General features: G+C 57.6%; 21 protein-coding genes and 1 tRNA gene. 16 read left to right on the forward strand and 6 right to left on the reverse strand.

Annotated elements, in window-relative coordinates; all coding sequences use genetic code 11:
- Positions 1-24: 24 nt before the first annotated feature.
- Positions 25-762 (reverse strand): 1-acyl-sn-glycerol-3-phosphate acyltransferase, encoded by a 738-nt coding sequence (locus RAL90_RS12125; RefSeq protein WP_306250977.1) that lies wholly within the window; start codon positions 760-762, stop codon positions 25-27.
- Positions 763-780: 18 nt separating this feature from the next.
- Entirely contained in the window at positions 781-1,443 is a 663-nt protein-coding gene (locus RAL90_RS12130) for a TetR/AcrR family transcriptional regulator (protein WP_306250979.1), read from the reverse strand.
- 217 nt (positions 1,444-1,660) lie between these two features.
- Here RAL90_RS12130 and RAL90_RS12135 point away from each other — a divergent pair, with 217 nt between their 5' ends.
- The 3 genes from RAL90_RS12135 to RAL90_RS12145 are packed head-to-tail and all read left to right on the forward strand — an operon-like array spanning position 1,661 to position 3,304.
- The gene (locus RAL90_RS12135; protein WP_306250981.1) at positions 1,661-2,524 is read left to right on the forward strand and encodes a sterol desaturase family protein; all 864 of its coding nucleotides are present in this window, start codon (positions 1,661-1,663) and stop codon (positions 2,522-2,524) included.
- Positions 2,484-3,176 (forward strand): TetR/AcrR family transcriptional regulator, encoded by a 693-nt coding sequence (locus RAL90_RS12140; RefSeq protein WP_306250982.1) that lies wholly within the window; start codon positions 2,484-2,486, stop codon positions 3,174-3,176. The genes RAL90_RS12135 and RAL90_RS12140 overlap by 41 nt, the downstream gene beginning before the upstream one ends.
- On the forward strand, positions 3,176-3,304 hold the full coding sequence (locus RAL90_RS12145; RefSeq protein WP_306250985.1) for a hypothetical protein: 129 nt from the start codon (positions 3,176-3,178) through the stop codon (positions 3,302-3,304). The genes RAL90_RS12140 and RAL90_RS12145 overlap by 1 nt, the downstream gene beginning before the upstream one ends.
- Before the next feature lie 34 nt (positions 3,305-3,338).
- Here RAL90_RS12145 and RAL90_RS12150 read toward each other — a convergent pair.
- Positions 3,339-3,426 (reverse strand) — tRNA-Tyr (locus RAL90_RS12150).
- 899 nt (positions 3,427-4,325) lie between these two features.
- On the opposite strand from RAL90_RS12150, the gene RAL90_RS12155 reads away from it, so the two are divergent.
- The 9 genes from RAL90_RS12155 (at position 4,326) to RAL90_RS12195 (ending at position 11,007) form a co-directional block, all read left to right on the forward strand.
- Complete coding sequence (locus RAL90_RS12155; RefSeq protein ID WP_306250987.1) at positions 4,326-5,630, forward strand: DNA-packaging protein; 1,305 nt, start codon at positions 4,326-4,328, stop codon at positions 5,628-5,630.
- A gap of 17 nt (positions 5,631-5,647) precedes the next feature.
- Positions 5,648-6,859: a phage portal protein gene (locus RAL90_RS12160; protein WP_306250989.1), complete on the forward strand. Its 1,212-nt coding sequence runs from the start codon at positions 5,648-5,650 to the stop codon at positions 6,857-6,859.
- A complete protein-coding gene (locus RAL90_RS12165; protein ID WP_306250991.1) occupies positions 6,856-7,107 on the forward strand; it encodes a hypothetical protein in 252 nt (83 codons plus the stop codon). The genes RAL90_RS12160 and RAL90_RS12165 overlap by 4 nt, the downstream gene beginning before the upstream one ends.
- Positions 7,104-7,559: an HK97 family phage prohead protease gene (locus RAL90_RS12170; RefSeq protein ID WP_306250993.1), complete on the forward strand. Its 456-nt coding sequence runs from the start codon at positions 7,104-7,106 to the stop codon at positions 7,557-7,559. The genes RAL90_RS12165 and RAL90_RS12170 overlap by 4 nt, the downstream gene beginning before the upstream one ends.
- Before the next feature lie 33 nt (positions 7,560-7,592).
- Positions 7,593-8,843 (forward strand): phage major capsid protein, encoded by a 1,251-nt coding sequence (locus RAL90_RS12175; protein WP_306250995.1) that lies wholly within the window; start codon positions 7,593-7,595, stop codon positions 8,841-8,843.
- 12 nt (positions 8,844-8,855) lie between these two features.
- The gene (locus tag RAL90_RS12180) at positions 8,856-9,440 is read left to right on the forward strand and encodes a phage head-tail connector protein (protein WP_306250997.1); all 585 of its coding nucleotides are present in this window, start codon (positions 8,856-8,858) and stop codon (positions 9,438-9,440) included.
- 310 nt (positions 9,441-9,750) lie between these two features.
- Entirely contained in the window at positions 9,751-10,170 is a 420-nt protein-coding gene (locus tag RAL90_RS12185; protein WP_306250999.1) for a DUF3168 domain-containing protein, read from the forward strand.
- Positions 10,167-10,580: a phage tail protein gene (locus RAL90_RS12190; protein ID WP_306251001.1), complete on the forward strand. Its 414-nt coding sequence runs from the start codon at positions 10,167-10,169 to the stop codon at positions 10,578-10,580. The genes RAL90_RS12185 and RAL90_RS12190 overlap by 4 nt, the downstream gene beginning before the upstream one ends.
- Before the next feature lie 31 nt (positions 10,581-10,611).
- Positions 10,612-11,007, forward strand: a complete 396-nt coding sequence (locus RAL90_RS12195; RefSeq protein ID WP_306251003.1) for a phage tail tape measure C-terminal domain-containing protein — start codon at positions 10,612-10,614, stop codon at positions 11,005-11,007.
- 18 nt (positions 11,008-11,025) lie between these two features.
- Here the strand turns inward: RAL90_RS12195 and RAL90_RS12200 are convergent, their stop codons facing one another.
- Positions 11,026-12,219, reverse strand: a complete 1,194-nt coding sequence (locus tag RAL90_RS12200) for an NAD-dependent epimerase/dehydratase family protein (protein ID WP_306251005.1) — start codon at positions 12,217-12,219, stop codon at positions 11,026-11,028.
- A 278-nt stretch (positions 12,220-12,497) separates the two neighbouring features.
- On the opposite strand from RAL90_RS12200, the gene RAL90_RS12205 reads away from it, so the two are divergent.
- A complete protein-coding gene (locus RAL90_RS12205) occupies positions 12,498-13,670 on the forward strand; it encodes a hypothetical protein (RefSeq protein WP_306251007.1) in 1,173 nt (390 codons plus the stop codon).
- Positions 13,671-13,710: 40 nt separating this feature from the next.
- Here RAL90_RS12205 and RAL90_RS12210 read toward each other — a convergent pair whose 3' ends face one another.
- Complete coding sequence (locus RAL90_RS12210; RefSeq protein ID WP_306251009.1) at positions 13,711-15,153, reverse strand: undecaprenyl-phosphate glucose phosphotransferase; 1,443 nt, start codon at positions 15,151-15,153, stop codon at positions 13,711-13,713.
- Positions 15,154-15,339: 186 nt separating this feature from the next.
- Between RAL90_RS12210 and RAL90_RS12215 the strand changes: the two genes are divergently transcribed.
- The 3 genes from RAL90_RS12215 (at position 15,340) to cysQ (ending at position 18,948) form a co-directional block, all read left to right on the forward strand.
- A complete protein-coding gene (locus RAL90_RS12215) occupies positions 15,340-16,977 on the forward strand; it encodes an MBOAT family protein (protein ID WP_306251011.1) in 1,638 nt (545 codons plus the stop codon).
- 4 nt (positions 16,978-16,981) lie between these two features.
- Positions 16,982-18,079 carry an SGNH/GDSL hydrolase family protein gene (locus RAL90_RS12220; RefSeq protein ID WP_306251013.1) on the forward strand — a complete coding sequence of 366 codons (1,098 nt, stop codon included), beginning with the start codon at positions 16,982-16,984 and terminating at the stop codon, positions 18,077-18,079.
- Between the two features lie 62 nt (positions 18,080-18,141).
- A complete protein-coding gene (cysQ, locus tag RAL90_RS12225; protein ID WP_306251015.1) occupies positions 18,142-18,948 on the forward strand; it encodes a 3'(2'),5'-bisphosphate nucleotidase CysQ in 807 nt (268 codons plus the stop codon).
- A gap of 10 nt (positions 18,949-18,958) precedes the next feature.
- On the opposite strand, the gene RAL90_RS12230 is transcribed toward cysQ, so the two are convergent.
- Positions 18,959-20,554, reverse strand: coding sequence for a hypothetical protein (locus RAL90_RS12230; protein WP_306251017.1), 1,596 nt, complete (start codon positions 20,552-20,554; stop codon positions 18,959-18,961).
- Positions 20,555-20,565 lie beyond the last annotated feature (11 nt).

A 20,565-nucleotide genomic window follows, 5' to 3' on the forward strand; every position in this document is an offset into this window, starting at 1 on the left:
ATTATCCTTTAGTCGGGTTCAGGCTCAGGCGGCTTGCGCCGCACCGTTCGCACAGGTTTCAGGCAGCATTTCACGGCTGCGGGTTTCGATACGCGCTTCCAGAAGCGCCATGAATTCTTTCTGCGGCAGACCTGGCGGGATCGGCTCCAGAAACTCGATCGCTGCCGGGCCGGGTACAAAAGACCAGCTCTTGTCCAGCCAGCGCACGCCAAGATTTGTCGCCACCGGCACCACCGGACATTCATACAGTTTGTAGACGTAATAAACGCCCCGGCGATACCGGTGTTTCTGGCCAAGGGCCGACAGCTTGCCTTCGGGATAGACCAGCACCGGGCGCGCCGCCGCGCGTAAATCCTCGATCATTCCGGCCAACTGGCCGTCCCGCCCCGCCGGGCCGCCGCGCTGATTATCCACCACCACCGCCTGCATCTTGCGGAACACCCGGCCAATCAGCGGATATTTCAGGAACTGGTCGCTGATGATGAAGGCCGCATCGTCAAACTGCGAAAACAGGAAGAACCCGTCGCCCCAGCTCTGGTGCTTGCTGGCCACAATCATCGGTCCTTGCGGCAGCCTGTCCCGGCCACGCACCTGCAGGTCAATGCCGCCGATCAGCCGCATTAACAGGCAGACACTGCGCGTATAAAGGCGTGCCCAGATCATCAGGGGACGCCGTGTCGGCAACAGCAGCAAGACAGCACCGCTGAACACGAAGAAGACCGAGACGAGCCAGAAGGCTCCCTGAAACAAGATTGAGCGCATGGATTGAACCGGATCAACTCAGTCAAACGGATTGAGGACAGCGACCACAGCATCCGTTAGCGGCGTCTGATAATCCATCATCTTGCCCGGCAGGCGGCCATAGGCTTTGTGCAGGGCCGGTTGCAACACCACCCCCAAAGCGATGCCGGAGACCAGCACCGGGTCGCCTTTGCGAATCTGGCCATTGTCCATTGCTTTCTGCACGATCATTTCAGAGGCAACCACCGGGTCGCGCGTCAGGTCATGTTCGCGTGGCAGAAATTTGTGTAAGGATAAAAGGTGAAAGCAGAAAAGCTGCCAGTCATCATCCGCCACCCGGCAATAGGCATTGACCAGCGCCGCCGCCTGGCCGCGCACATGGTCATCACTCATCGCCGCCGCCATGGCGAGGTCGCCCAGGCGCGCATGGATGGTGAAGAACAGGCCTTCCCAGATTTCTTCCTTGCTGGTGTAATGACGATACAGCGCCCCTTCGGAGATGCCGGCCCGCGCCGCGATCGCCCGCGTGGTTGCCTTCTCCATTTCGCCCTGCTGGAACAGGGTCAGCGCCGCACGTTCAATTTTTGCTTTGGTTGTGCCGTCAACGGCGGTAACGCCGCGCTGTTCAGCAGCACTCATTTTCTTCTTGCTGGCCGGCTTGCGGCCAGGCGTTGTCTTTTTCTGTATGGCAGCCTCGGGCATAAGGCGGGCCTCCCTTTATGTGATCGTTCACTCACATCTAGCGGGGCCACAGGCGCCTGTCAAGCAAAAAGTGAGCGATTGATTACGGACATGCGGCAGGCAGGCACATGCACGACAACTCTTCACGCCGACGCCGCCTCCCTGTTTGCGTAACAGCCTCTTGACATTTATTGGGCAAATGCCCAAATTTGGATAAATGCCCAAAAACGAGGTTATCATGCTCACAGACTTTCTTTCTCCCATCATTGGTGACTGGCCAGTTGCATTGCGATGGGGGGCCATCGCCGGGGTCGTATTTGCGCTAATCGCGGTGCGTTACTTTCTGGTGGCAGGGACCGGGTTCGGCATATCCACGCTGCTTGGCAAGATTGCCCCCTGGAGAAGATTGCAAAACCGGGACTTCTCCCGGCAACAGATTATGCGCGAGATTGCCTATTCCATGCTGAGCACGCTGATCTTTGTCGCAGTCGTCGGCCTGATATTCGTCATGACTTCGGCCGGCTGGACACAGTTATATACTGATCCGTATGCATATGGCCTTATCTGGCTGATCCTGCAGGTGCCTGTCGTTTTGTTGATCCAGGACTTTTATTTCTATTGGATGCACAGAATTGTCCATGAGCCAGCGTTTTATAACCGGGTACACAAAACGCATCACTTGTCGACAAACCCCAGCCCCTTTTCCGCGTTTGCCTTTCACCCCTTTGAAGCCGTGCTGGAAATAGCAATCCTCCTGGTGCTCGTTTTCATCATTCCCTTGCATGCGATTGCGCTCATCACGGCCGGGCTGTTGTCGCTCGTGTACAATGTATATGGCCATCTCGGCTATGAAGTGATGCCGCGGTTTCTGGCAAACAGTCCGTTTGGATATTGGCTCAACAAATCCGCCTACCACAATCAGCATCACAGAACCTATCGCTACAATTATGGGCTTTACACGGTGATATGGGATCGGCTGTATGGGACTTTGCATCCGAAGGCAGATCAGCTCTATGATCAGGCAACGCAAAAGCCTGAAAAAGAACCCGTCATTTTCTCCCATGAAAAAAGTATCAGCCCCGCAACAAGACCTGACAGCTGAAACACAAATTCTGTTTGGCACCAAGACCAGGGGAAAAATCCTCCAGGCGAGTCTTGTCCTCTTCAACGAAAGCGGATTTGACCGTGTCTCGACAGCCCAGCTGGCCGAAGCGGCCCAGGTTCTTGATGGGACACTCTGGTATCACTTCAAAGCCAAGCAGGACCTGGTGGTCGCCCATCTGGATGCCCTGGAGGCACGTCTTGAAAATCATCTCGCTGCTGAGATTATGGAGAACCCGAATGGCATGGCAAAGCACTTCTTTGGCATGTTCGATATTCTCTGGGAATTTCGATACTTGCTGCGCGACCCCTTGCAGGCTTTGCAGGAGGACGAGATGCTGGCCCGATTACAGCTGACCTATCGCGCCATAGAAAGCCGTGCAGAAGAGCGGCTCTTGCGGGTGGAGCGGCTGGGCTTGATTGATCTGTCTGAGACGGACGTCAAAGCCCTGGTGACTTCCTGCTTCATCGTCGGGCGCCATTGGCTCGACTATGTGCGCATACGTGAGGCTGGCCAGATCGACCTCGACCATAGCCGCCGCCAGGGGATGATCCAGCTGCTAACCTTAATCCGTCCGTATTTCACCGAAAAAGCCCGAACCCTTTTTGCCGGTCTGGACCTCCTGACCTTGATCCGTGAACAGAACGGGTAATGCTCCACACGACTGAAGGGCCGTGGCTGTTTACGATTGATGCGCTGATTTTATCAGAGTTCACACACACACCTTCTCTTGACATCATTACACGCCTCCTGAATGCGACTCTGAACCGCGATATTTAGTAACGTCCTCTTGCGGAACAAAGGCCAAATAACTTGGTGGATGGTGGTGGATTCGAACCACCGAACCCCGTACAGGGGACCGGGTTTACAGCCCGGCGCATTTACCACTCTGCCAACCATCCTGAAAGTCGCAATCGATCGCCACGTGAAAACAAATGCTTCAACGTTCAATCGCGTGCTTGAATATATGAAATTTGGCCCCAACAGGGCGCGCGCAAATACTCCCTTACAGGGAGTAATATCGTAATGGATATGTAAAACGCGTAATCATTTCACCCTAATGATAGGAAGGCGGACGAATGTCAAATAATATTTTCACTTTAAAATGAGGAAGTATTCCTGCCTCCAAGGCAGTAGTGCGGATGACGCTAAGCGTAGTTGGCCATTTGCCCCCTCCCTTCACCACTAATTAAATTTGTCCCCCAAAATTTAATTAGCGGCGCTCTTAGATAAATGCCCTTAATTAGGACAGCGTCCACCCGCCCATTTCATCTGAAACAAAACGTGATGAAAAAACTTATGGGCCTGGTCTAAACAGGCTAACCCTCTGATTCCACTGACAAACCCCTGAATCTATGGGCCCCCTCTCCCGTGGCCATATAGTCATCGCTCCTGAATGAGCCAGCGCCCGGCGGCGCCGGTCAAGATCAACGGAGCTATGACATGAAAACATCGCCTGACACCCCGACGCACCGGCCGGACAAAACCCTGGCGCCGGTCCGGCGCTCCAGTCGCCTGCAGCGGCTGGTGGACTGTGTGCTCGACCAGACACTTGAGCACTGGGAAAATCAGCCTGCGGACGGGGGCACCGCCAAGCAGACAGAACAACTTCTGCAACAGCGTGCCCGCGCCATTGGCACCATCGCCATCGCCGCAACGCGCGCCCAAACCCTGGAAAGACACGCCAATGACCAAGCAGCAAAAGGTGACCCGAACGTTGAGACGGCTAAGGAAATTGTGGCCAGAGATAAAGAAGCTCAAGACAAATTTGCTCCTGTCCTTGCTGATATCGCAGGACTGGATGTCGATACGCTGGTTGATATGCAGATTATTTCTGATCCAGCGCAAGCTTCAGACGAACTGGAAACATCTCGCCCGGCCGGAACAGCGCGCACCGGCAGGCCAGTGGACAACCTGGCTGGTTCTGGGCGGGCGCGGCGCGGGGAAAACCCGGGCCGGGGCCGAGTGGGTAAAAAGCCGCATTGAAAGCAATATCGCACGAAAGGTCGCACTTGTGGGTGAGAGTTTTGAAAATGTCCGTGAAGTGATGGTCGAAGGTCTGTCCGGCCTGCTCGCCATTGCCTCGCCCGGCCACGAGCCGCGCTGGCTGCCCTCCCGGCACAAGCTGGTCTGGCCCAATGGCGCGGAAGCCCATTGCTTCTCCGCGGCTGACCCCGATGGCCTGCGCGGGTATCAGTTTGATACCGCGTGGTCTGACGAACTGGCCAGCTGGCGCAAGCTGGAAGACACCTGGTCGAACCTGCAACTGACCCTGCGCCTGAAAGGCCGGGATGGCAGTGCCCCGCAACAAGTCGTCACCACAACGCCCAAGCCCCTGCCAGCCCTGCGCAAACTGCGTGACAGCGAGATCACCGCCATGACGCATATGACGACCTATGACAACACTGCCAATCTTGCCCCGGCCTTCCTGACACAGATTGTGGCGCAATATGAAGGCACGCGCCTGGGCGCGCAGGAACTGCAGGGCGAAATCCTTGAGGATGTGCGCGGCGCCCTCTGGCAGCGGACCCTGCTTGAGGAAGCGCGCGCCCGCAAGGTGCCGCCGCTGGCGCAGCTGAACGAGATCGTTGTCGCCGTGGACCCGCCCGCAAGCAGCGCAGATGATGCAGCCGAATGCGGCATCATTGTTGCGGGCCGCCTTGGCACAAGGCGCGACGGGCTGGCCGTGGTGCTGGAAGATTGCTCCGCAGGCGGCCTGACCCCGCTTGGCTGGGCCGCACGCGCTGCCGCGGCCTGCACCAGATATACAGCAGACCGGATCGTGGTCGAAGCCAATCAGGGCGGCGACATGGCGGTGAATGTGCTGCGCAATGCCGCGCCCGGCATGAAGGTCGTCAAGGTCCACGCCAGCAGGGGCAAGCATCTGCGGGCTGAGCCTGTCTCCCTCCTGTATGAGCAGCGCCGTGTTGCCCATGCGGGCACCTTCCCCAAGCTGGAAAAGCAACTTCTCACACACACGCCGCAGTCAGCCCACAGTCCGGATCGACTGGATGCCCTTGTCTGGGCCCTGACAGAATTGATGGTCGGCCCTGAAAATGCCAGCCCGCGGATCCATCATCTGACTACAGAGCGCTTTGGGGCATAGTCAAAAAGGAACAAAACATGAACAATTTATGGACACAGATCAAATCCGCCCTCGCCACCGCCACGCCGCAGATGGCAGAGGCAAAAGCCAGCCAGACGGGGCCACTCATCGCCCTGCACGCTGCCGGCCAGCCTGTGTGGACACCGCGCGACTATCAGGCACTCGCCCGCACCGGCTATATGCGCAATGTCATCGCCTATCGCTGCATCAGGATGATTTCCGAAGCTGTCGCCTCTGTGCCGTTGTGCCTGCGCGATGCGAAAGGGCCGCTATGTGAGCACACACTGCAAAGGGTGCTCGCCCAGCCCAACCCGGCCCAGTCCGGCGCTGAGCTGATCGAGGAACTGACCGGCTATCTGCAAACCAGCGGCAATGCCTATCTCGAAGCCGTGCGCATTGAGGGGGACGTGCGTGAGCTATATGCCCTGCGCCCGGACAGGATGAAAATTCGCGCCGGGCGCGATGGCTGGCCCGCCGGCTATGAATACGAAGTTGCCGGGCGCAAGTCTGTTTTTACACCGCTCTCTGATGGCTTTCTGCCAGTCCTGCACCTGAAGCTGTTTCATCCGCTCCATGACCATTACGGCTTTGCCCCGCTGGAAGCGGCCGCAACGGCCATTGATATCCACAATGCCGCCGGCAGCTGGAACAAGGCCCTGTTGGACAACGCCGCCCGGCCATCTGGCGCGCTGGTCTATAAAGGGCCGGAGGGGGCCGGCAATCTCACCCCGGAGCAGTTCGCCCAGTTGAAAGCAGAACTGGAAGCAGGCTGGCAGGGGCGCGACAATGCCGGGCGCCCGCTGGTGCTGGATGGCGGCCTCGACTGGAAGCAAATGTCGCTCAGTCCGGCAGATATGGATTTCATGAATCTGCGCCACGGCGCAGCCAGGGATATCGCCCTTGCTTTTGGTGTGCCGCCACAACTGCTCGGCATCCCCGGCGATAATACCTATGCGAATTACCGGGAGGCCAATATCGCCTTCTGGCGGCAGACGGTGATGCCCTTGAGCCACAAACTCAGCGCCGCGCTCACTGGCTGGCTCTGCCCGGCGCGCACCAGTCTGCAGATTGCCAGTGACGCCAGCCAGATGGATGCCCTGTCGCCCGGTGCTGACCAGCGCCTTGGCCACATTCTCGAGGCGGATTTCCTGACCGTTGCAGAAAAACGCCTCGCCCTCGGCTACCCCGCCACGCCCCCGGAAGATGACCAGACTGGATACCACCAATGACCGAAGACCCCCTCACCCCCATATTGCACCCCAAACTTGCGCTGGCACTTCTCGCAACCCTCATTGTGCAGACCATCACTGCCCTGCTCTGGGCCGGGGCAGCAAGTGAACGCCTTGGCCAGCTCGAGCGCCGGGCCGATATTACCGGCGAATTGATCGAGCGCACCGCCCGGCTTGAGGCGCAGAACATATACATGCGCGAGACCCTGGAGCGCATTGAGCGCAAGATCGACGAGAACGCCCAGTGAGCCGGACCGCCAATATCGAAGGCTATGCCGCCCTGTTCAACCGGCCGGACCTTGGCGGTGATATCATCCGCTCCGGTGCCTTTGCCCATGCGCAGGCGCGAGACATCCGCCTGCTCTGGCAGCATGACACGCGCACACCAATCGGGCGCTGGCTTCATCTCCATGAAGACAGAACAGGCCTGTTCGTACACGGCGAGTTACTGCTGGACAGCCCGCACGGAAGAGAGGCGCATACCCTGCTCACAGGGCGTGCCCTCAATGGCCTGTCCATCGGCTTCAACACCAGGGTTGCCCGCCGTCATAAAGGCGGACGCACCATCCTGAAACTGGATTTGTGGGAAATTTCCATCGTGACCTTTCCCATGATGCCGGGGGCACGGATCACCCGGATCGGATCGGCACAAGGCCCGGCAGAAAAATTCCGTACCCTCACCAGGCAACACGCTGCCTGACACATCTCACCTGAAAACAAAAGGAAACAACGCATGACACAGAATACCCCCCTTGAAACACGGGCCTATGAGCCTGACCGTGCAGAGCCAGGCATCGCCGAGGCCATGCATGACTTCCTCGCCACTTTTGAGGAATTCAAACACGCCAATGACAGTCGTCTGGCAGAACTGGAATCAACCAGATCCGTCGATATCCTGACGACGGAAAAACTCGACCGCATCAACACGGCGCTTGATGAGCAGAAATCCCGGCTCGACCGGCTCGCCCTTACCGGCAGCCGCCCGGCGCGCGATGGCACCAGCCTGCCGCAGGCGGATGAACAGCGCCATGCATTCAACCGCTATGTGCGCAGCGGGGACACGCGCGGGCTTTTGCCCGATGACGCAAAGTCCCTTTCCGCCGGGTCAGACCCCGATGGCGGCTATCTCGCCCCACAGGAGACAGAGCGCTTGATCACCGCGGCCGTGCGCGACATCTCATCCTTGCGACAGATTGCCAGTGTACGTCAGATCGGCGCGAATAATTATCGCAAGCCCGTCTCGATTGCGGGAGCCGCCGCGGGCTGGGTTGGTGAAACAGCCAACCGGCCCGAGACCGCCTCGCCCACCCTTGCCGCTGTCGATTTCCCGGTCATAGAATTATACGCCATGCCCGCCGCCACCCAGGTTCTGCTCGATGATGCGATTGTCGATCTTGAGCGCTGGATCGCGGATGAGGTCCAGGCGGAATTTGCCGCGCAGGAAAGCGCCGCCTTCGTCAATGGCGATGGCAACAACACGCCGCGTGGCTTTCGTGATTACACGCAAGTGACAGAAGGCAGTGAAAGCTGGGGCCAGCTTGGCTATATCGCCACCGGCGTGGACGGTGACTTCGGTGCCAGCCCGCTCGATACACTGGTCGATCTGATCTACACCCCCAAACGCGCCTATCGCCCCGGTGCCCGCTTTGTCATGAATCGCTCCGTCCTCGGACGCCTGCGCAAATTCAAGGACAATGACGGCAACTATCTCTGGCAGCCGTCACTACAGGCCGGGGGAGCTTCCACGCTTCTGGGCTATCCGGTCACGGAAGTCGAGGAGATGCCGGGCATTTCCGCCGGGAGCGATTCGATTGCCTTTGGCGACTTTGCCCGGGGGTATCTGATCGTGGACCGGGTTGGTGTTCGCGTCCTGCGCGATCCGTTCTCAGTCAAGCCTTACGTCCTGTTCTACACAACCAAACGTGTGGGCGGCGGTGTGCAGGACTTTGCCGCGATTAAGCTCCTCAAATTTTCCGCCAACTGAGGAGCACGCGCCATGTCGCTGGAGATTTTGACAGCCACGACGACAGAGCCCGTCACCCTCAGCCAGATCAGGGCGCAACTGCGCCTTGATCCAGCAGACACGGATGAAGACGCACTCCTGACACGGCTGGCAACAACGGCCCGTCAACAGATCGAGCGGCTGGCAGGTCTGTCCATCCTGACACAGACCTTTCGCTGGATATATCCCGGCAGCGTATCACCCGGCATAACGACAGTTGGTGGGAGCGCGCGCACGCTCTCCCTGCCGCGTGGCCCCGTCACGGCGGTCACACAGATATCTACCCTGACCGGGAGCAGCGGCTGGCAGCCCCTTCCGGCAACAGACTATACCCTGTTGCCGGGATTGCCGGGCAGCATTGTCTGGCAGACGGCAATACCAGAAAGCGATCGTATACAGATCACCTTCACGGCAGGCTGGCCCAGCTTCGAGGAGGTGCCCGCCCCCCTACTTCACGCCATGCTCCTGCTCATTGCGCATTATCACGCGCGCCGTGAGCCCTATGAGAATGACCGGCTCACCTCCGTGCCCGCCACTGTCACCAGCTTGCTCGCCCCCTTCCGGAGGGTCTCCCTGTGATCGGCCGGTTCAACACGAAAATCACGAAGCTGGAAGCCGTGCGCACACCCGATGGGGCGGGCGGGTTCCGCGTAACCTGGCAGCCCGCCGGGCAACTCTGGGCGGAACTGATCTAGCGGCGCGCCAGAGCCGCGCGCACAGGCCTGCGCCAAATCGGCATCCGCCGCCTGCGGCTGCGCCTGCGCGCCGATGACAGCATCAGTTTTGACACGCGGCTGGACATCGACGGCACAGCTTTTGCCATCCGCTCGATCCTGCCTGCTGCCAACCGACAACCTTATCTTGTTCTTGAAACGGAGGAAATTTCCTGATGCTGACAAAACCCGCCCTTGCCCTGCAGGAAGCCCTGTGGCTGGCGCTGACCAGCGACCCTGTCCTGCCAACCCTGATCGGCAGCCCGCCAAGGGTGTATGATCAGCCGCCGCCAGAGGTTGTTTTCCCCTATCTCACCATCGGCGAGACCCGCTTGCGCGCGCTGGATGGTATCCCCGGCGCCATCGAGCATGATCTGCGCCTTCATGCCTGGTCGCGATATGAGGGCCGTGCCGAGGTGAAGGAAATCATGTCCGCCGTCTACGACATATTGCAGGACGCACCGCTGAACGTCACTGGTGCCCGGCTTGTCTGCCTGCGCTATGTCTTCGGCGATATTTTCCAGAAAGCTGATGCGGAGACGTTTCACGCGGTCATGCGCTATCGCGCCGTGACCGAGCCGGTGCACATCCCATGACCTTGCACGCCGGAAAAGACCTTGTCCTGAAAATCAGTGACGGCCAGTCGCCCGCAGGGTTTCTGCCGGTCACCGGCTTCAGTGCAACCAGCATATCGCTCCGGACAGAGACGGTTGAGGCAACGCATCTTCATTCTCCGGGCTGGCGCGAACAGGTGCCCGGTGCCGGTCTCAACTTTGCCCGCCTTACCGCGCGCGGTCTGTTCACCACCAATCCCGGCATGACTCAGGCCCGCAAGGCATTCTTCGACGGGCAAGCGCCAGACTGGCAGGTAACCCTGCCCGGCATTGGCCAGCTTGCCGGGCCGTTCAGGCTGACCCGGTTCGATTTGACCGGGCCATATGCCGGGGAAGTGCAGGCCGCGCTGACATTACAGTCCGCCGGAAAAATAACCCTTACGGAAGAATAGACACAGCGAAATCAACACGGAGAAATAACCCATGAGTGAAACCAGCCCCACCCCTGACAGCGCGGCAACGCAAGAGCTCACCCGCGCCATTCGCGAAGAAATGTTGCCGCTTGCCGACCTGCTGGAAGAGACCTTCACGCGCACCGCCCGTCACATTGAAGAAGAACTGGCCACAGCGGCAAAAAACGGCAGCCTCTCCTTCCGCAGCATGACCGAGGAGATACTGAACGACCTTGCCCGCCTCGCGGCGGAAGAGCTGGTCCGTGAACCAATCGAAAACGCCATCTTGCGGGTGCTGGGTCAGGGCGGGATCAATCCGGGTGGCAGCACGGGCAACAGTCCCGGCCCGCAAAGCGGCCAGCGCTCCGGCACCCAGGCCGCCGAAGCACTTGCCAAAGCCCTGTCAAAAGCAGGCCGCAACGCGTGACGGCCTCAGCCAGACGCCTCAGTCAGACGCCTGCGCCGTTTCCTTGCGGGCGTCATTCCAGTAGGAAACACAGGGGATGCGGGTCTTGTCACATCGATCTGCGTACTTGTTGGCAATGTCGGTCACTTCTTCCATCAACCCTGCATCCAGCGTGATCGGATCAAGGCCAAGACCGAGCAGGCGGCGGTTTTCCACCACCAGCTCGTTCTCGTCGGCTTCATTGCGCGGGTTGGCAACATTCTCGATGGTGACACCGGTTTTGTCGGCAATCAGTTGCGCCAGATCACGCACCCGGTGCGTTTCGGTCATCTGGTTGAGGATATGCACGCGCTCGCCTTTCTGGGGCGGGTTTTCCAGCGACAGTTCAATACATTTCACCGTGTCCTGAATATGAATGAAAGCTCGCGTCTGCCCGCCAGTGCCATGAACGGACAATGGATAGCCAACCGCCGCCTGCATCAGGAAGCGGTTCAATACTGTGCCATAGTCACCATCATAATCGAAACGGTTGATGAGTCGCTCGTCCTTGCGGGTTTCTGCCGTCTGCCTGCCCCAGACAATGCCCTGATGCAGGTCCGTGATGCGCAAGTCGTCATTCTTGTTATAGAACGCAAACAGCAACTGGTCTTGCGTCTTGGTCATGTGATAGACAGAGCCGGGATTGGCCGGGTACAGAATTTCCTGCGCGATGTGACTGCCATCTTCGGTTTCGATTTTCACTGGCAGATAGCCTTCGGGAATTTTGATCCCTGCCGTGCCATAGCCATAGACGCCCATGGTACCCAGGTGAACCAAATGCGGGTCACCTTCATATTCAACAATCGCCGCCAGCACATTGCTGGTCGCATTGATATTGTTGTCAATCGTATATCGTTTGTGCCAGGAGGATTTCATCGAATATGGCGCTGCACGCTGCTCGGCAAAATGCACAATCGCATCAGGCTGGAACTTCTCCATCAGATAGAGAAGGCGCATGTAGTTATGAGCAATGTCACAGTTTTCAAACTGGATGCTCTCGCCGGAAATTTCTTTCCAGGCCTCAAGGCGTGTGGAAAGGGGCTGGATCGGTGTCAGGGAATCCACTTCCAGTTCCACATCAATCTTGCGGCGCGAGAGATTGTCAATAATCAACACCTCATGGCCACGCGCAGACAGATGCAAGGCTGTCGGCCAGCCACAGAAGCCGTCACCACCGAGAATTATTACTTTCATGAATCACCTTTTCGTAGAACGCCCGTGACAGAACACAACCAGCAGTAGAAGGAGGATCGTCAGGCGGGCAGGAATTGCCTGTTAATTGGCTTAAAACCTGTTGACACGGTTTTCAATGCCACAGCTTTAGTGTAATCGGGCAATGTTAGTGTGCCCCTTGTATGATCCTGCTCGCCCTGGGACGATTGTCGGCTTATCCAGCTGCTGTTCCGGGCATTAAACGATGCACAACCTGTTTGTGCGATATATGACAGAACGGAAACGGTGACGGGTTGGAAATGACGTTCCTCATCGCAGTGGTGTGCTTGCTGGCTGGCCTTGCCGCCGGCATCTTTGCCCTGCGCCCGAGGGCCATGAAATCCCTTGATGTGGCTGTCGATGTAACCGAATCTTCCAGCCGTCCCGAATTCAGCCTGTCGCGCTCGCTGATGTTGATCGGGCCGGATATGGATGACCCGGTCTGCCGGGAACAGCGCCGCGAATTGCGCCGCATTCTCAATCCGCTACTGGAAGCAGAGTTCAAGATTATCGAAATCTATGGCGACCTCGCGCCGGCAGAAAATGGCGAAGCCTATGACTGGCTCGACAATCAGCTATTGCGCAAAACCCTCAATGCGGAAGAAGGCTTCCATCTCATTCACGTCAACCGCGAAGGCAAAACCAGCTTTCACTCCGGCCGGGCGATCAGCGCCGAAGCGCTGCTGCATATCTTCGACCTCTGGGATTATATCACGGAAGATGCAGGCGAGGACCTGACCAATATCATTGACGAAGAGCCGCCTGTCGATCAGTTGCGCCTCGAAAAAATGCCCGACAGTGAGGATGAAACTCCTCAAGACAGCCCGCCAGTGTCCGTATCAATGTCAGTGGCCGAGCCAGCGCCAGGATGCCGCAATCAAGCCGCCGCTGAAACAGCACTGCCAGTGATGACGCGCACACCGGGCACGCCCTCCCCCCCGGCATCACAAGAAAATGTCTGGCGCGAAGCCGCTGAAGAAGACTGGGAAGGCTGGACCTTATATCCGCTCGGGGATACCCCGGCGGAAGACGATCCTGGTACAGCTTCCCCATCAGAAGAATCTGTATCGGTCAACAGGCCGCTCAGATCGGCCCCGGCAACAGACGAGGAAGCCCTCGTCGCCTCGCTGCGCCCTGCCTCCAGCAGCGCAAAAACGGATCGGGAAGGCACGGGCATACCTGCCTCGAATGGGCATGACGCAATCAACCATAACACAAACGGTCATCATACGGATGCCAGCATTTATGCCACGAGCAGAATGCTCTCATCTTCACCGGCTTGCCCGGGCTCGGGGGTGAATGGCAGCGGCGACAGCAGGCTTTCCTTAAGCATGGAAAACATCAAGGATGACGCGGACGAAGCAACGGATCAACCTGCAAAACGGGCACCACGGTCTGTCAGTAACGCCATCAGAAAAAGACTGGATACATGAGCCGCAGCGATAAAGCCTCGCTCAGCTTGCGAAGAAATAATCAGTAAGCGTTCTTGGGGAACAGCACAGCCCATATAGTCATCAGTATAATCCGTATATCGAGGAATAATGACCAGTTTTCGATATAATAGAGATCATGACGGACACGCTCTTCCATCATCTCGTTTTCAGATGTCTCCCCCCGACAACCATTGACCTGCGCCCAGCCACTGATACCCGGTTTCACCCGGTGGCGCCCGGCATAATCTGCAATTACCTGCGCATATTGCTCATTATGCGCCACCGCATGGGGCCGTGGTCCAACAAGCGACATATCGCCTTTCAGCACATTCCAGAGCTGCGGTAACTCATCCAGCGAATACCGCCGCAGGAAAGCGCCGATACGGGTGACGCGCATATCTCCCTTGGTGGCCTGCCGCACATCAGCGCCATTTTCCATAACTGTCATTGTCCGGAATTTATGTATCCTGAAAACATCGTGCTGAAAGCCATGCCTGTTCTGGCTGAACAATACAGGGCCCCGGCTGTCCAGCTTGATCAGCAAGGCGATAAGCAACATCAACGGTGACAGGAACGCCAGCAAAAGGCTTGAAACGACCCGATCTTCAGCCGCCTTCAGAATGCCGCCCCACCCTTCCAGCGGGCGACGGTGAATGTTGAGCAACGGCACACCGCCCAGATGCGAAATACCGCCATGTTTGTTCTCGAGCCACAGCATGTCAGGGCATACGACAGTATTGGCTGGCAAAACAGACAGCCGACGGAATATCTCATTGATCCGGTCCGTGGCAGACCATGGCAGGCAGATAACAATATCATCGAACCCGCCATGCATGGCACTATCCACAAGATCATCCACACTGCCACTGATCGCCAGCCCCCCGGCACGCTGCGGGTCACCATGACGGTCATCATAAACGCCCATAATCTGCACAGATTTATCTTCCTCTGTGGAAAGACTGATGAATTTCTCTGCCAGAGTACTTGCCCCGACAACAGCCACACGCCGGCTCAGCGAGCCCCCCACACGGCACATGCCCTGAAAATGATAGGCCATGGCAAAGCGGCTGATCGCCACGCCTGCACCTCCGATCACAAACCAGTAAACTAGCCAGCGCCGCGAAAAGTCCTGCGAAATATCTGTCAGGAACGCAAAACAGGTCAGTATCAGGAGGGCCAATGCCCATAGGGAAAGAATACCCGGCAGCACTGCCCATGGCCTCAGCAACCGGTCAAAATTGTAATATCCCTTGTGGCTGTAGAGTTCCGCTATCAGGATTCCGCCAAGGATGCCGACACTGAGATATTTCGACGGCTCGCTGTAAACACCAAGCAACAGCGACGCCAGAAGCGAGGATATGCCGACAACCGCCACCGTACTGATCGCGGAAATGTCACTACAAACTTTTCGGGAAAATCCTGCCTGCCGACGTGTAAACGCCCGCAAGCCCGCTCCCTCAAGCGCCTGCTGATACTCTACCATACTACGTCCAAACACTACTCTGGAAACAGGTTTATCAGGTCATGCATAATAAACGGTAAAGCGTGCACGTCTTTTTAACTGATCCCCGGCAATAAAGCATTATCTTTGATCCGCCAGCAGTTGGACGCATATAATCATCTGTTAACGGATTTGTACCATCACGGTACAGGATGAGGTGTCAGGGACGTGTTATTTAACTCAGGCATATTCTTTCTGTTCTTTGCCTGCTTCTTCTGCCTGTACTGGCTGATGCGCGGTCAGTTGCGCCTGCAGAACGGGCTGATCCTTGGTGCCTCATATCTGTTTTACGGCTGGTGGGATGAACGCTTCCTGATTTTGATTGCTCTCTCAACCGCCTGTGACTTTATCTGTGGCCTGGGCACTGCGGGCCCGCGCTATCGCCGCGCGCATCTGGCAAAGGCCGCTGGCCTGTTACTGGCAGTTGCCTGCATCGCCACACTCCCGACTATTGCCACAAGCTGGATTTATCTCGTCGCTATCCTTGGCCTGTTGCCTGTTGCCTGGCTTGTGCTGCGCCGTCTCGATCAACTTTCCGGCCCCATACGCCGCAAGGCTTATCTGGTGACATCCATTATACTCAATCTCGGCCTCCTTGGCATCTTCAAGTATTTTGGTTTCTTTACGGAAAGCTTTGTGCAGGCCTTTTCCTCGCTCGGGATGAACGTCAACGAGTCTCTGGTCCAGATCATTCTGCCGGTCGGCATTTCGTTCTACACGTTCCAGACCCTGTCCTATACAATCGACATCTATCGCAAGCAGATGCAGCCGACCGAGCGACTGATTGATTTTGCCGCCTATGTTGCGTTCTTCCCCCAGCTTGTTGCCGGGCCCATAGAGCGGGCAAGAAACCTGCTGCCCCAATTTGAAAACACCCGCCAGTGGGATGGCGACAAGGCAACCAGCGGCGCGCTGTTATTCACCTGGGGCCTGTTCAAGAAAATCGTCATCGCGGACAATATCGCCCCCATTGCCAATGCTGCTTTTGCCAGTCCGGCAGAAGCAGCACCTGTCCTTATGCTGGTGGGTATCATCGCATTTGCCTTTCAGATCTATTGCGACTTCTCCGGATATTCTGACATGGCGCGCGGGCTGGCCCGCATGATCGGGTTCGACCTGATGCTGAATTTCAATCTGCCATATCTCTCCCGCACCCCGTCAGAGTTCTGGCGGCGCTGGCATATTTCCCTGTCCAGCTGGCTGCGGGATTATCTCTATGTCCCGCTAGGCGGCAACCGCAAAGGCAGGCTCCTCACATACAGGAACCTGTTTATCACCATGCTGCTGGGCGGTTTATGGCATGGCGCTGCCTGGACCTTTATTGCCTGGGGCGCATTCCACGGCGCCATCCTCGCCGTGTACCGCGTTTTGTCAGTTGATGCCTGGCTTGCCCGCCAGCAGGGGCCGACTGCCAGAAGTTTCAGTATCAATCTTGGTGCCTGGGCTGTCATGACCGTTCTGACACTCGTCGGCTGGACCTTCTTCCGGACACAAAGCATCGGGGACGCCTTCACGGCCATGGCTGTGGCAGGCAGCGCCGTGACCAGCGGTGCCATTTTCACAGAACTCTTCATCCTGCCACAAACCGGCCAGTTGCTGTTCTATCTCTGGCCCCTGCTGCTTGTGCAGACAATGCAGGCAACCACGGGCAAGCTGGAATTCATGCCACCGCTGATGAGAGCATCAGAGCAGGGCTCTGTTTCCCTGCGGCAGTTTGCCGGTCTCAATGCCCTGCTGTTCCTGATCTGTGGCATCTTCTTCCTGTCAGCGGATGGCGGACAGCAATTCATCTATTTCGATTTTTAGGCCCATGCAGAAACCGTTTCACATTTCCATTCTCTGCATTCTCGTCATCGGCTATGCGCTGATTTTTGCCGAAACCTTCCTGCGCCTGCTGGCACCACAGGCAATCATCCCGCGCCATGTCACTGCTGCCCCCTATGGCATCCGTATGAACGTGCCGGGTGCTGACTACGCACAGGTGACGCCGGAAACGCGTGTTTCCATCCGCATCAATGAACAGGGCCTGAGAGCCGAACTATCCTATCCGCTTGAGAAACCTCACGGCGTGACGCGTGTTGCCCTGTTTGGTGACAGCTATTTCATGGGCTATGAATCTGACCTTCAGGACAGTTTTGCCTGGCAACTGGAACAGGCCCTGCGGGCCGAACGCTGCCCGGTGGAAGTGCTGAATTTTGCTGTTTCCGGTTTCGGCACAGCGGAGATGCTGCGCACCCTTGAAAGCAAGGGCTTGTCCTTCACCCCGGACATCGTCCTGTTTCAATGGCATCACACGGACCCGGCCGACAATCTGCGCGCCGGGCTTTACGCCTATCAAGCCGGGCAGCTACAAGAGACCGGCGCAGCCTACATGCCTGCCATTCGTACACGTCAGCTTCTTGAGCGTATGCCGCTCTACAAGAGTGTCAGCGAGAACAGCCATCTTTATGCCGCAACGCGCGAGAAGGCCGCCACATTCATCAAACATACACTGACAGGCGGTGCACTGGTCAACACAGCGGTGACCGCCGTCAGCAAGGAAGTGACCATGCTGGACCAGCCGGACCGGCCCGATGCCAGTCCTCTTGATGTTGCGCTATTGACCCATGCAGAACAAGTCGCCACGCAGAATGATGCAGCATTTTTCGTTGTGGATATTCCCTCTTTCCACACGCGCACATCGTTCAGCTCCGCCTTCCGCCTGTTGCCAGCGCAGCTTGTCGCGCAACCGCATTTCATTTCACCCGTCGACTCTTTTCGGCAAGCCGCAAGGCCGGACACGAAACTGTATTGGGAACAGGGGCATTATCACCTGACCCCGACCGGCAATCGCCTGCTCGCTCAGGTCGTCGCCGACCGGCTACTCGCCCGGTCCGCCAGGCAACTTGCCTGCGCGAACAGCCAATAATACTTGCCATCTGTCGTCATGCCCCTTAGCCCTGCACCCACAATAATCGGACAGGATCAAGCATGACGGATTCAGTTTTGCTGGAAGGCATGACCCGTATCTCCCTTGAGGCGGGCAAGGTCATCAGTGATATTTATCAAACCAACTTCGGCGTTGATACAAAAGCGGATGGTTCTGCCGTAACGCAGGCGGACAAACTGGCAGAGGCCCTTATTCTGAAAGGGCTGGCAGAACTCGCGCCTGATATGCCGGTACTGGCCGAAGAAGCCGCATCCGAAGGCAATATCCCGGTACTGGGCAATCAGTTCTTTCTGGTTGACCCCCTTGATGGCACCCGGGAGTTCGTCAACAGGACAGGCGAGTTTACCGTCAATATCGCTCTGATCCGCGATGGCAGACCCGTGATGGGGGTTGTCTATGCGCCAGGATGTGACAAGCTCTATTCAGGCTCACAGGACACCGGCGCGTGGCTGCGCATCGTCGCGCCCGGACAAAACATGTCCGAGGCAGGACCGGCAAAAGAGATTTCTGCGCGCCGCGTGGACACGGATAATCTCATCGCCGTTGCCAGTCGCAGCCACCGCTCACCCGAGACAGAAGAGCTGTTAACTGCTCTGGGCGCAAAAGATTTTACCCCTGCAGGGTCTTCCCTCAAATTCTGTCTGGTCGCTGAAGGCATAGCAGATGTCTATCCAAGGCTGGGCCGCACCATGGAGTGGGATACAGGTGCCGGTCAGGCCGTGCTTGAGGCTGCGGGTGGTCTGGTCAACGCGCTGGACGGGACTGATGAGGCCGGCCCCCTCACCTATGGCAAGGTGGCGCGAGAATTTGATAACCCGCATTTCATTGCCTGGGGCAAGCGCGCCTGATCTGCCCCGGTTATTGCCGGATCCAAAGATCATATGCTGGCGAGAGCTGTTCTGTTTTAGGGGCTTTTCTGTACTGGGTATAGAGAACAGCCTGCGCCGACACTCTGGCCTCGTCAGTACGCTGGTCAATGACCAACCTTGGCGCCAGTACGACCTGAGCTGTCTCTTTCGGGGACAGAAAGCCCTCCGCCAGCAGGGAGAGATTACCGCCGCTGACCAGTGCAACTTTTTGCTGCTGTGAATGCAGACGTGCCGCCAGCGCCAGGCCCTCTCCCATGAGCAAGGCCTGATCTGCGGCGGAAAGACTGATCCCCTGTGTCAGCACAACAGGATCAAGCTGTCGCGTCAGGATGAGTTTTGCATAATGCGGCTCTTGCGCGAAAGAAAACCCCAGCTGTGCTGTTTCTGCCATTGGCTGCGCTTTGTACTGATGGCTCAGGGATGCGCCTCCCTGCACGATCGCCAAGCCAGCGGCACAGAACAACATGGCTGACAGGGAGAATACGCCAGCAAGGGCGGGCCGGGGGCTGGACCCGATCGCATGGCGCTCCGCAGAACTCGTATGCGCGAATGTGGCGGCAAATGCTGCAAGCAGCAGCACAGGCAGCGGGTCCATGCCAAAGGCAAGGCTGGCAGCACTTCCTGCCAGAACCATCAACAGCAGGAAGACTGTAATGACCGCATGATTGGCAGCGCGTGTCAGCAAGGCTATGGCGATGATACTCAGTGCGAGCAGGTGGGATAAACCCGGCAGGGCCGTTATCGGAGCAATACCCAACCCTTCAAAACGCAAGGCGGCGAGGCTTTGCGCGAGTACCATCTGGCTCAACAATTCAGCACAGGCTGCAAGAATGAGGAAAACCGCAACAGCCATCAGGATAAAGACGAGGCCACGGCGGCCTTGAAGTACCAGCGTTGCCGTGACCCCCGTAAGAGCGGCGAAAAAAAGCGGCAGGGCTGTCATGTAGAGAAACCAGAGACCAACCCCTGCACACAAGCCTTCCATTTGCGCGCAGCGCAACATCGACCTGTGAGGACGTACCCAGAGTACAAGACTCAACCACAGGAACACGGCCATTGAAAACATCGACGGTGCTGACAACACGCCTTGCGCCGGGACCATGACGATCATCAGGATGAACAAGGTCAATGCTGAAGCTGGCAACAACGGCAAGCGCATGGCAGCCCCATAGGCAAGCGGCAAGAGCAGCAGGATTGCCATCAGGCCTTGCGCCTTGAGAAGCGCTTCACCTGGCGTGCCCCCGAACAGGGTGGCGACGTTCACCAGCATCAGGTAGACGAAGCTGCCCTCTCCCAGGCTGCGCGCAGCAACATCAAGCGACGGCGGTTCCACCACAAGAGCGCGCGCATCGAGCCAGAGCGCAAGCACATCCATCGGCGGATCGACAACAAACAGCGACGCAGATGTGAAGACGAGAAACAACAAAGGCATTACCACAACAGCCGAGACACCTGTGGCGATCAGGGGACCTGTCCTGAAATAAAACAGGGAAGCCATGCGCCCCGGCATCAGCGAGGGTGCTGCACTGTCTTGTTCCGGCTGATCTTCAGGTGCAGGATTGTACTGCAGGGGGGCGTGGGACATGCTCTCTATAC

This window comes from Parvularcula sp. IMCC14364 (assembly GCF_030758415.1).
Taxonomy (GTDB): Bacteria; Pseudomonadota; Alphaproteobacteria; order Caulobacterales; family Parvularculaceae; genus Aquisalinus.

What these genes read in the sequence shown, in the direction of transcription:
- RAL90_RS12125 (WP_306250977.1), bottom strand. Translation starts at nt 762, where the DNA reads ATGCGCTCAATCTTGTTTCAGGGAGCCTTCTGGCTCGTCTCGGTCTTC.
- RAL90_RS12130 (WP_306250979.1), bottom strand. Translation starts at nt 1,443, where the DNA reads ATGCCCGAGGCTGCCATACAGAAAAAGACAACGCCTGGCCGCAAGCCG.
- RAL90_RS12135 (WP_306250981.1), top strand. Translation starts at nt 1,661, where the DNA reads ATGCTCACAGACTTTCTTTCTCCCATCATTGGTGACTGGCCAGTTGCA.
- RAL90_RS12140 (WP_306250982.1), top strand. Translation starts at nt 2,484, where the DNA reads ATGAAAAAAGTATCAGCCCCGCAACAAGACCTGACAGCTGAAACACAA.
- RAL90_RS12145 (WP_306250985.1), top strand. Translation starts at nt 3,176, where the DNA reads ATGCTCCACACGACTGAAGGGCCGTGGCTGTTTACGATTGATGCGCTG.
- RAL90_RS12155 (WP_306250987.1), top strand. Translation starts at nt 4,326, where the DNA reads ATGTCGATACGCTGGTTGATATGCAGATTATTTCTGATCCAGCGCAAG.
- RAL90_RS12160 (WP_306250989.1), top strand. Translation starts at nt 5,648, where the DNA reads ATGAACAATTTATGGACACAGATCAAATCCGCCCTCGCCACCGCCACG.
- RAL90_RS12165 (WP_306250991.1), top strand. Translation starts at nt 6,856, where the DNA reads ATGACCGAAGACCCCCTCACCCCCATATTGCACCCCAAACTTGCGCTG.
- RAL90_RS12175 (WP_306250995.1), top strand. Translation starts at nt 7,593, where the DNA reads ATGACACAGAATACCCCCCTTGAAACACGGGCCTATGAGCCTGACCGT.
- RAL90_RS12180 (WP_306250997.1), top strand. Translation starts at nt 8,856, where the DNA reads ATGTCGCTGGAGATTTTGACAGCCACGACGACAGAGCCCGTCACCCTC.
- RAL90_RS12185 (WP_306250999.1), top strand. Translation starts at nt 9,751, where the DNA reads ATGCTGACAAAACCCGCCCTTGCCCTGCAGGAAGCCCTGTGGCTGGCG.
- RAL90_RS12190 (WP_306251001.1), top strand. Translation starts at nt 10,167, where the DNA reads ATGACCTTGCACGCCGGAAAAGACCTTGTCCTGAAAATCAGTGACGGC.
- RAL90_RS12195 (WP_306251003.1), top strand. Translation starts at nt 10,612, where the DNA reads ATGAGTGAAACCAGCCCCACCCCTGACAGCGCGGCAACGCAAGAGCTC.
- RAL90_RS12200 (WP_306251005.1), bottom strand. Translation starts at nt 12,219, where the DNA reads ATGAAAGTAATAATTCTCGGTGGTGACGGCTTCTGTGGCTGGCCGACA.
- RAL90_RS12205 (WP_306251007.1), top strand. Translation starts at nt 12,498, where the DNA reads ATGACGTTCCTCATCGCAGTGGTGTGCTTGCTGGCTGGCCTTGCCGCC.
- RAL90_RS12210 (WP_306251009.1), bottom strand. Translation starts at nt 15,153, where the DNA reads ATGGTAGAGTATCAGCAGGCGCTTGAGGGAGCGGGCTTGCGGGCGTTT.
- RAL90_RS12220 (WP_306251013.1), top strand. Translation starts at nt 16,982, where the DNA reads ATGCAGAAACCGTTTCACATTTCCATTCTCTGCATTCTCGTCATCGGC.
- cysQ (WP_306251015.1), top strand. Translation starts at nt 18,142, where the DNA reads ATGACGGATTCAGTTTTGCTGGAAGGCATGACCCGTATCTCCCTTGAG.
- RAL90_RS12230 (WP_306251017.1), bottom strand. Translation starts at nt 20,554, where the DNA reads ATGTCCCACGCCCCCCTGCAGTACAATCCTGCACCTGAAGATCAGCCG.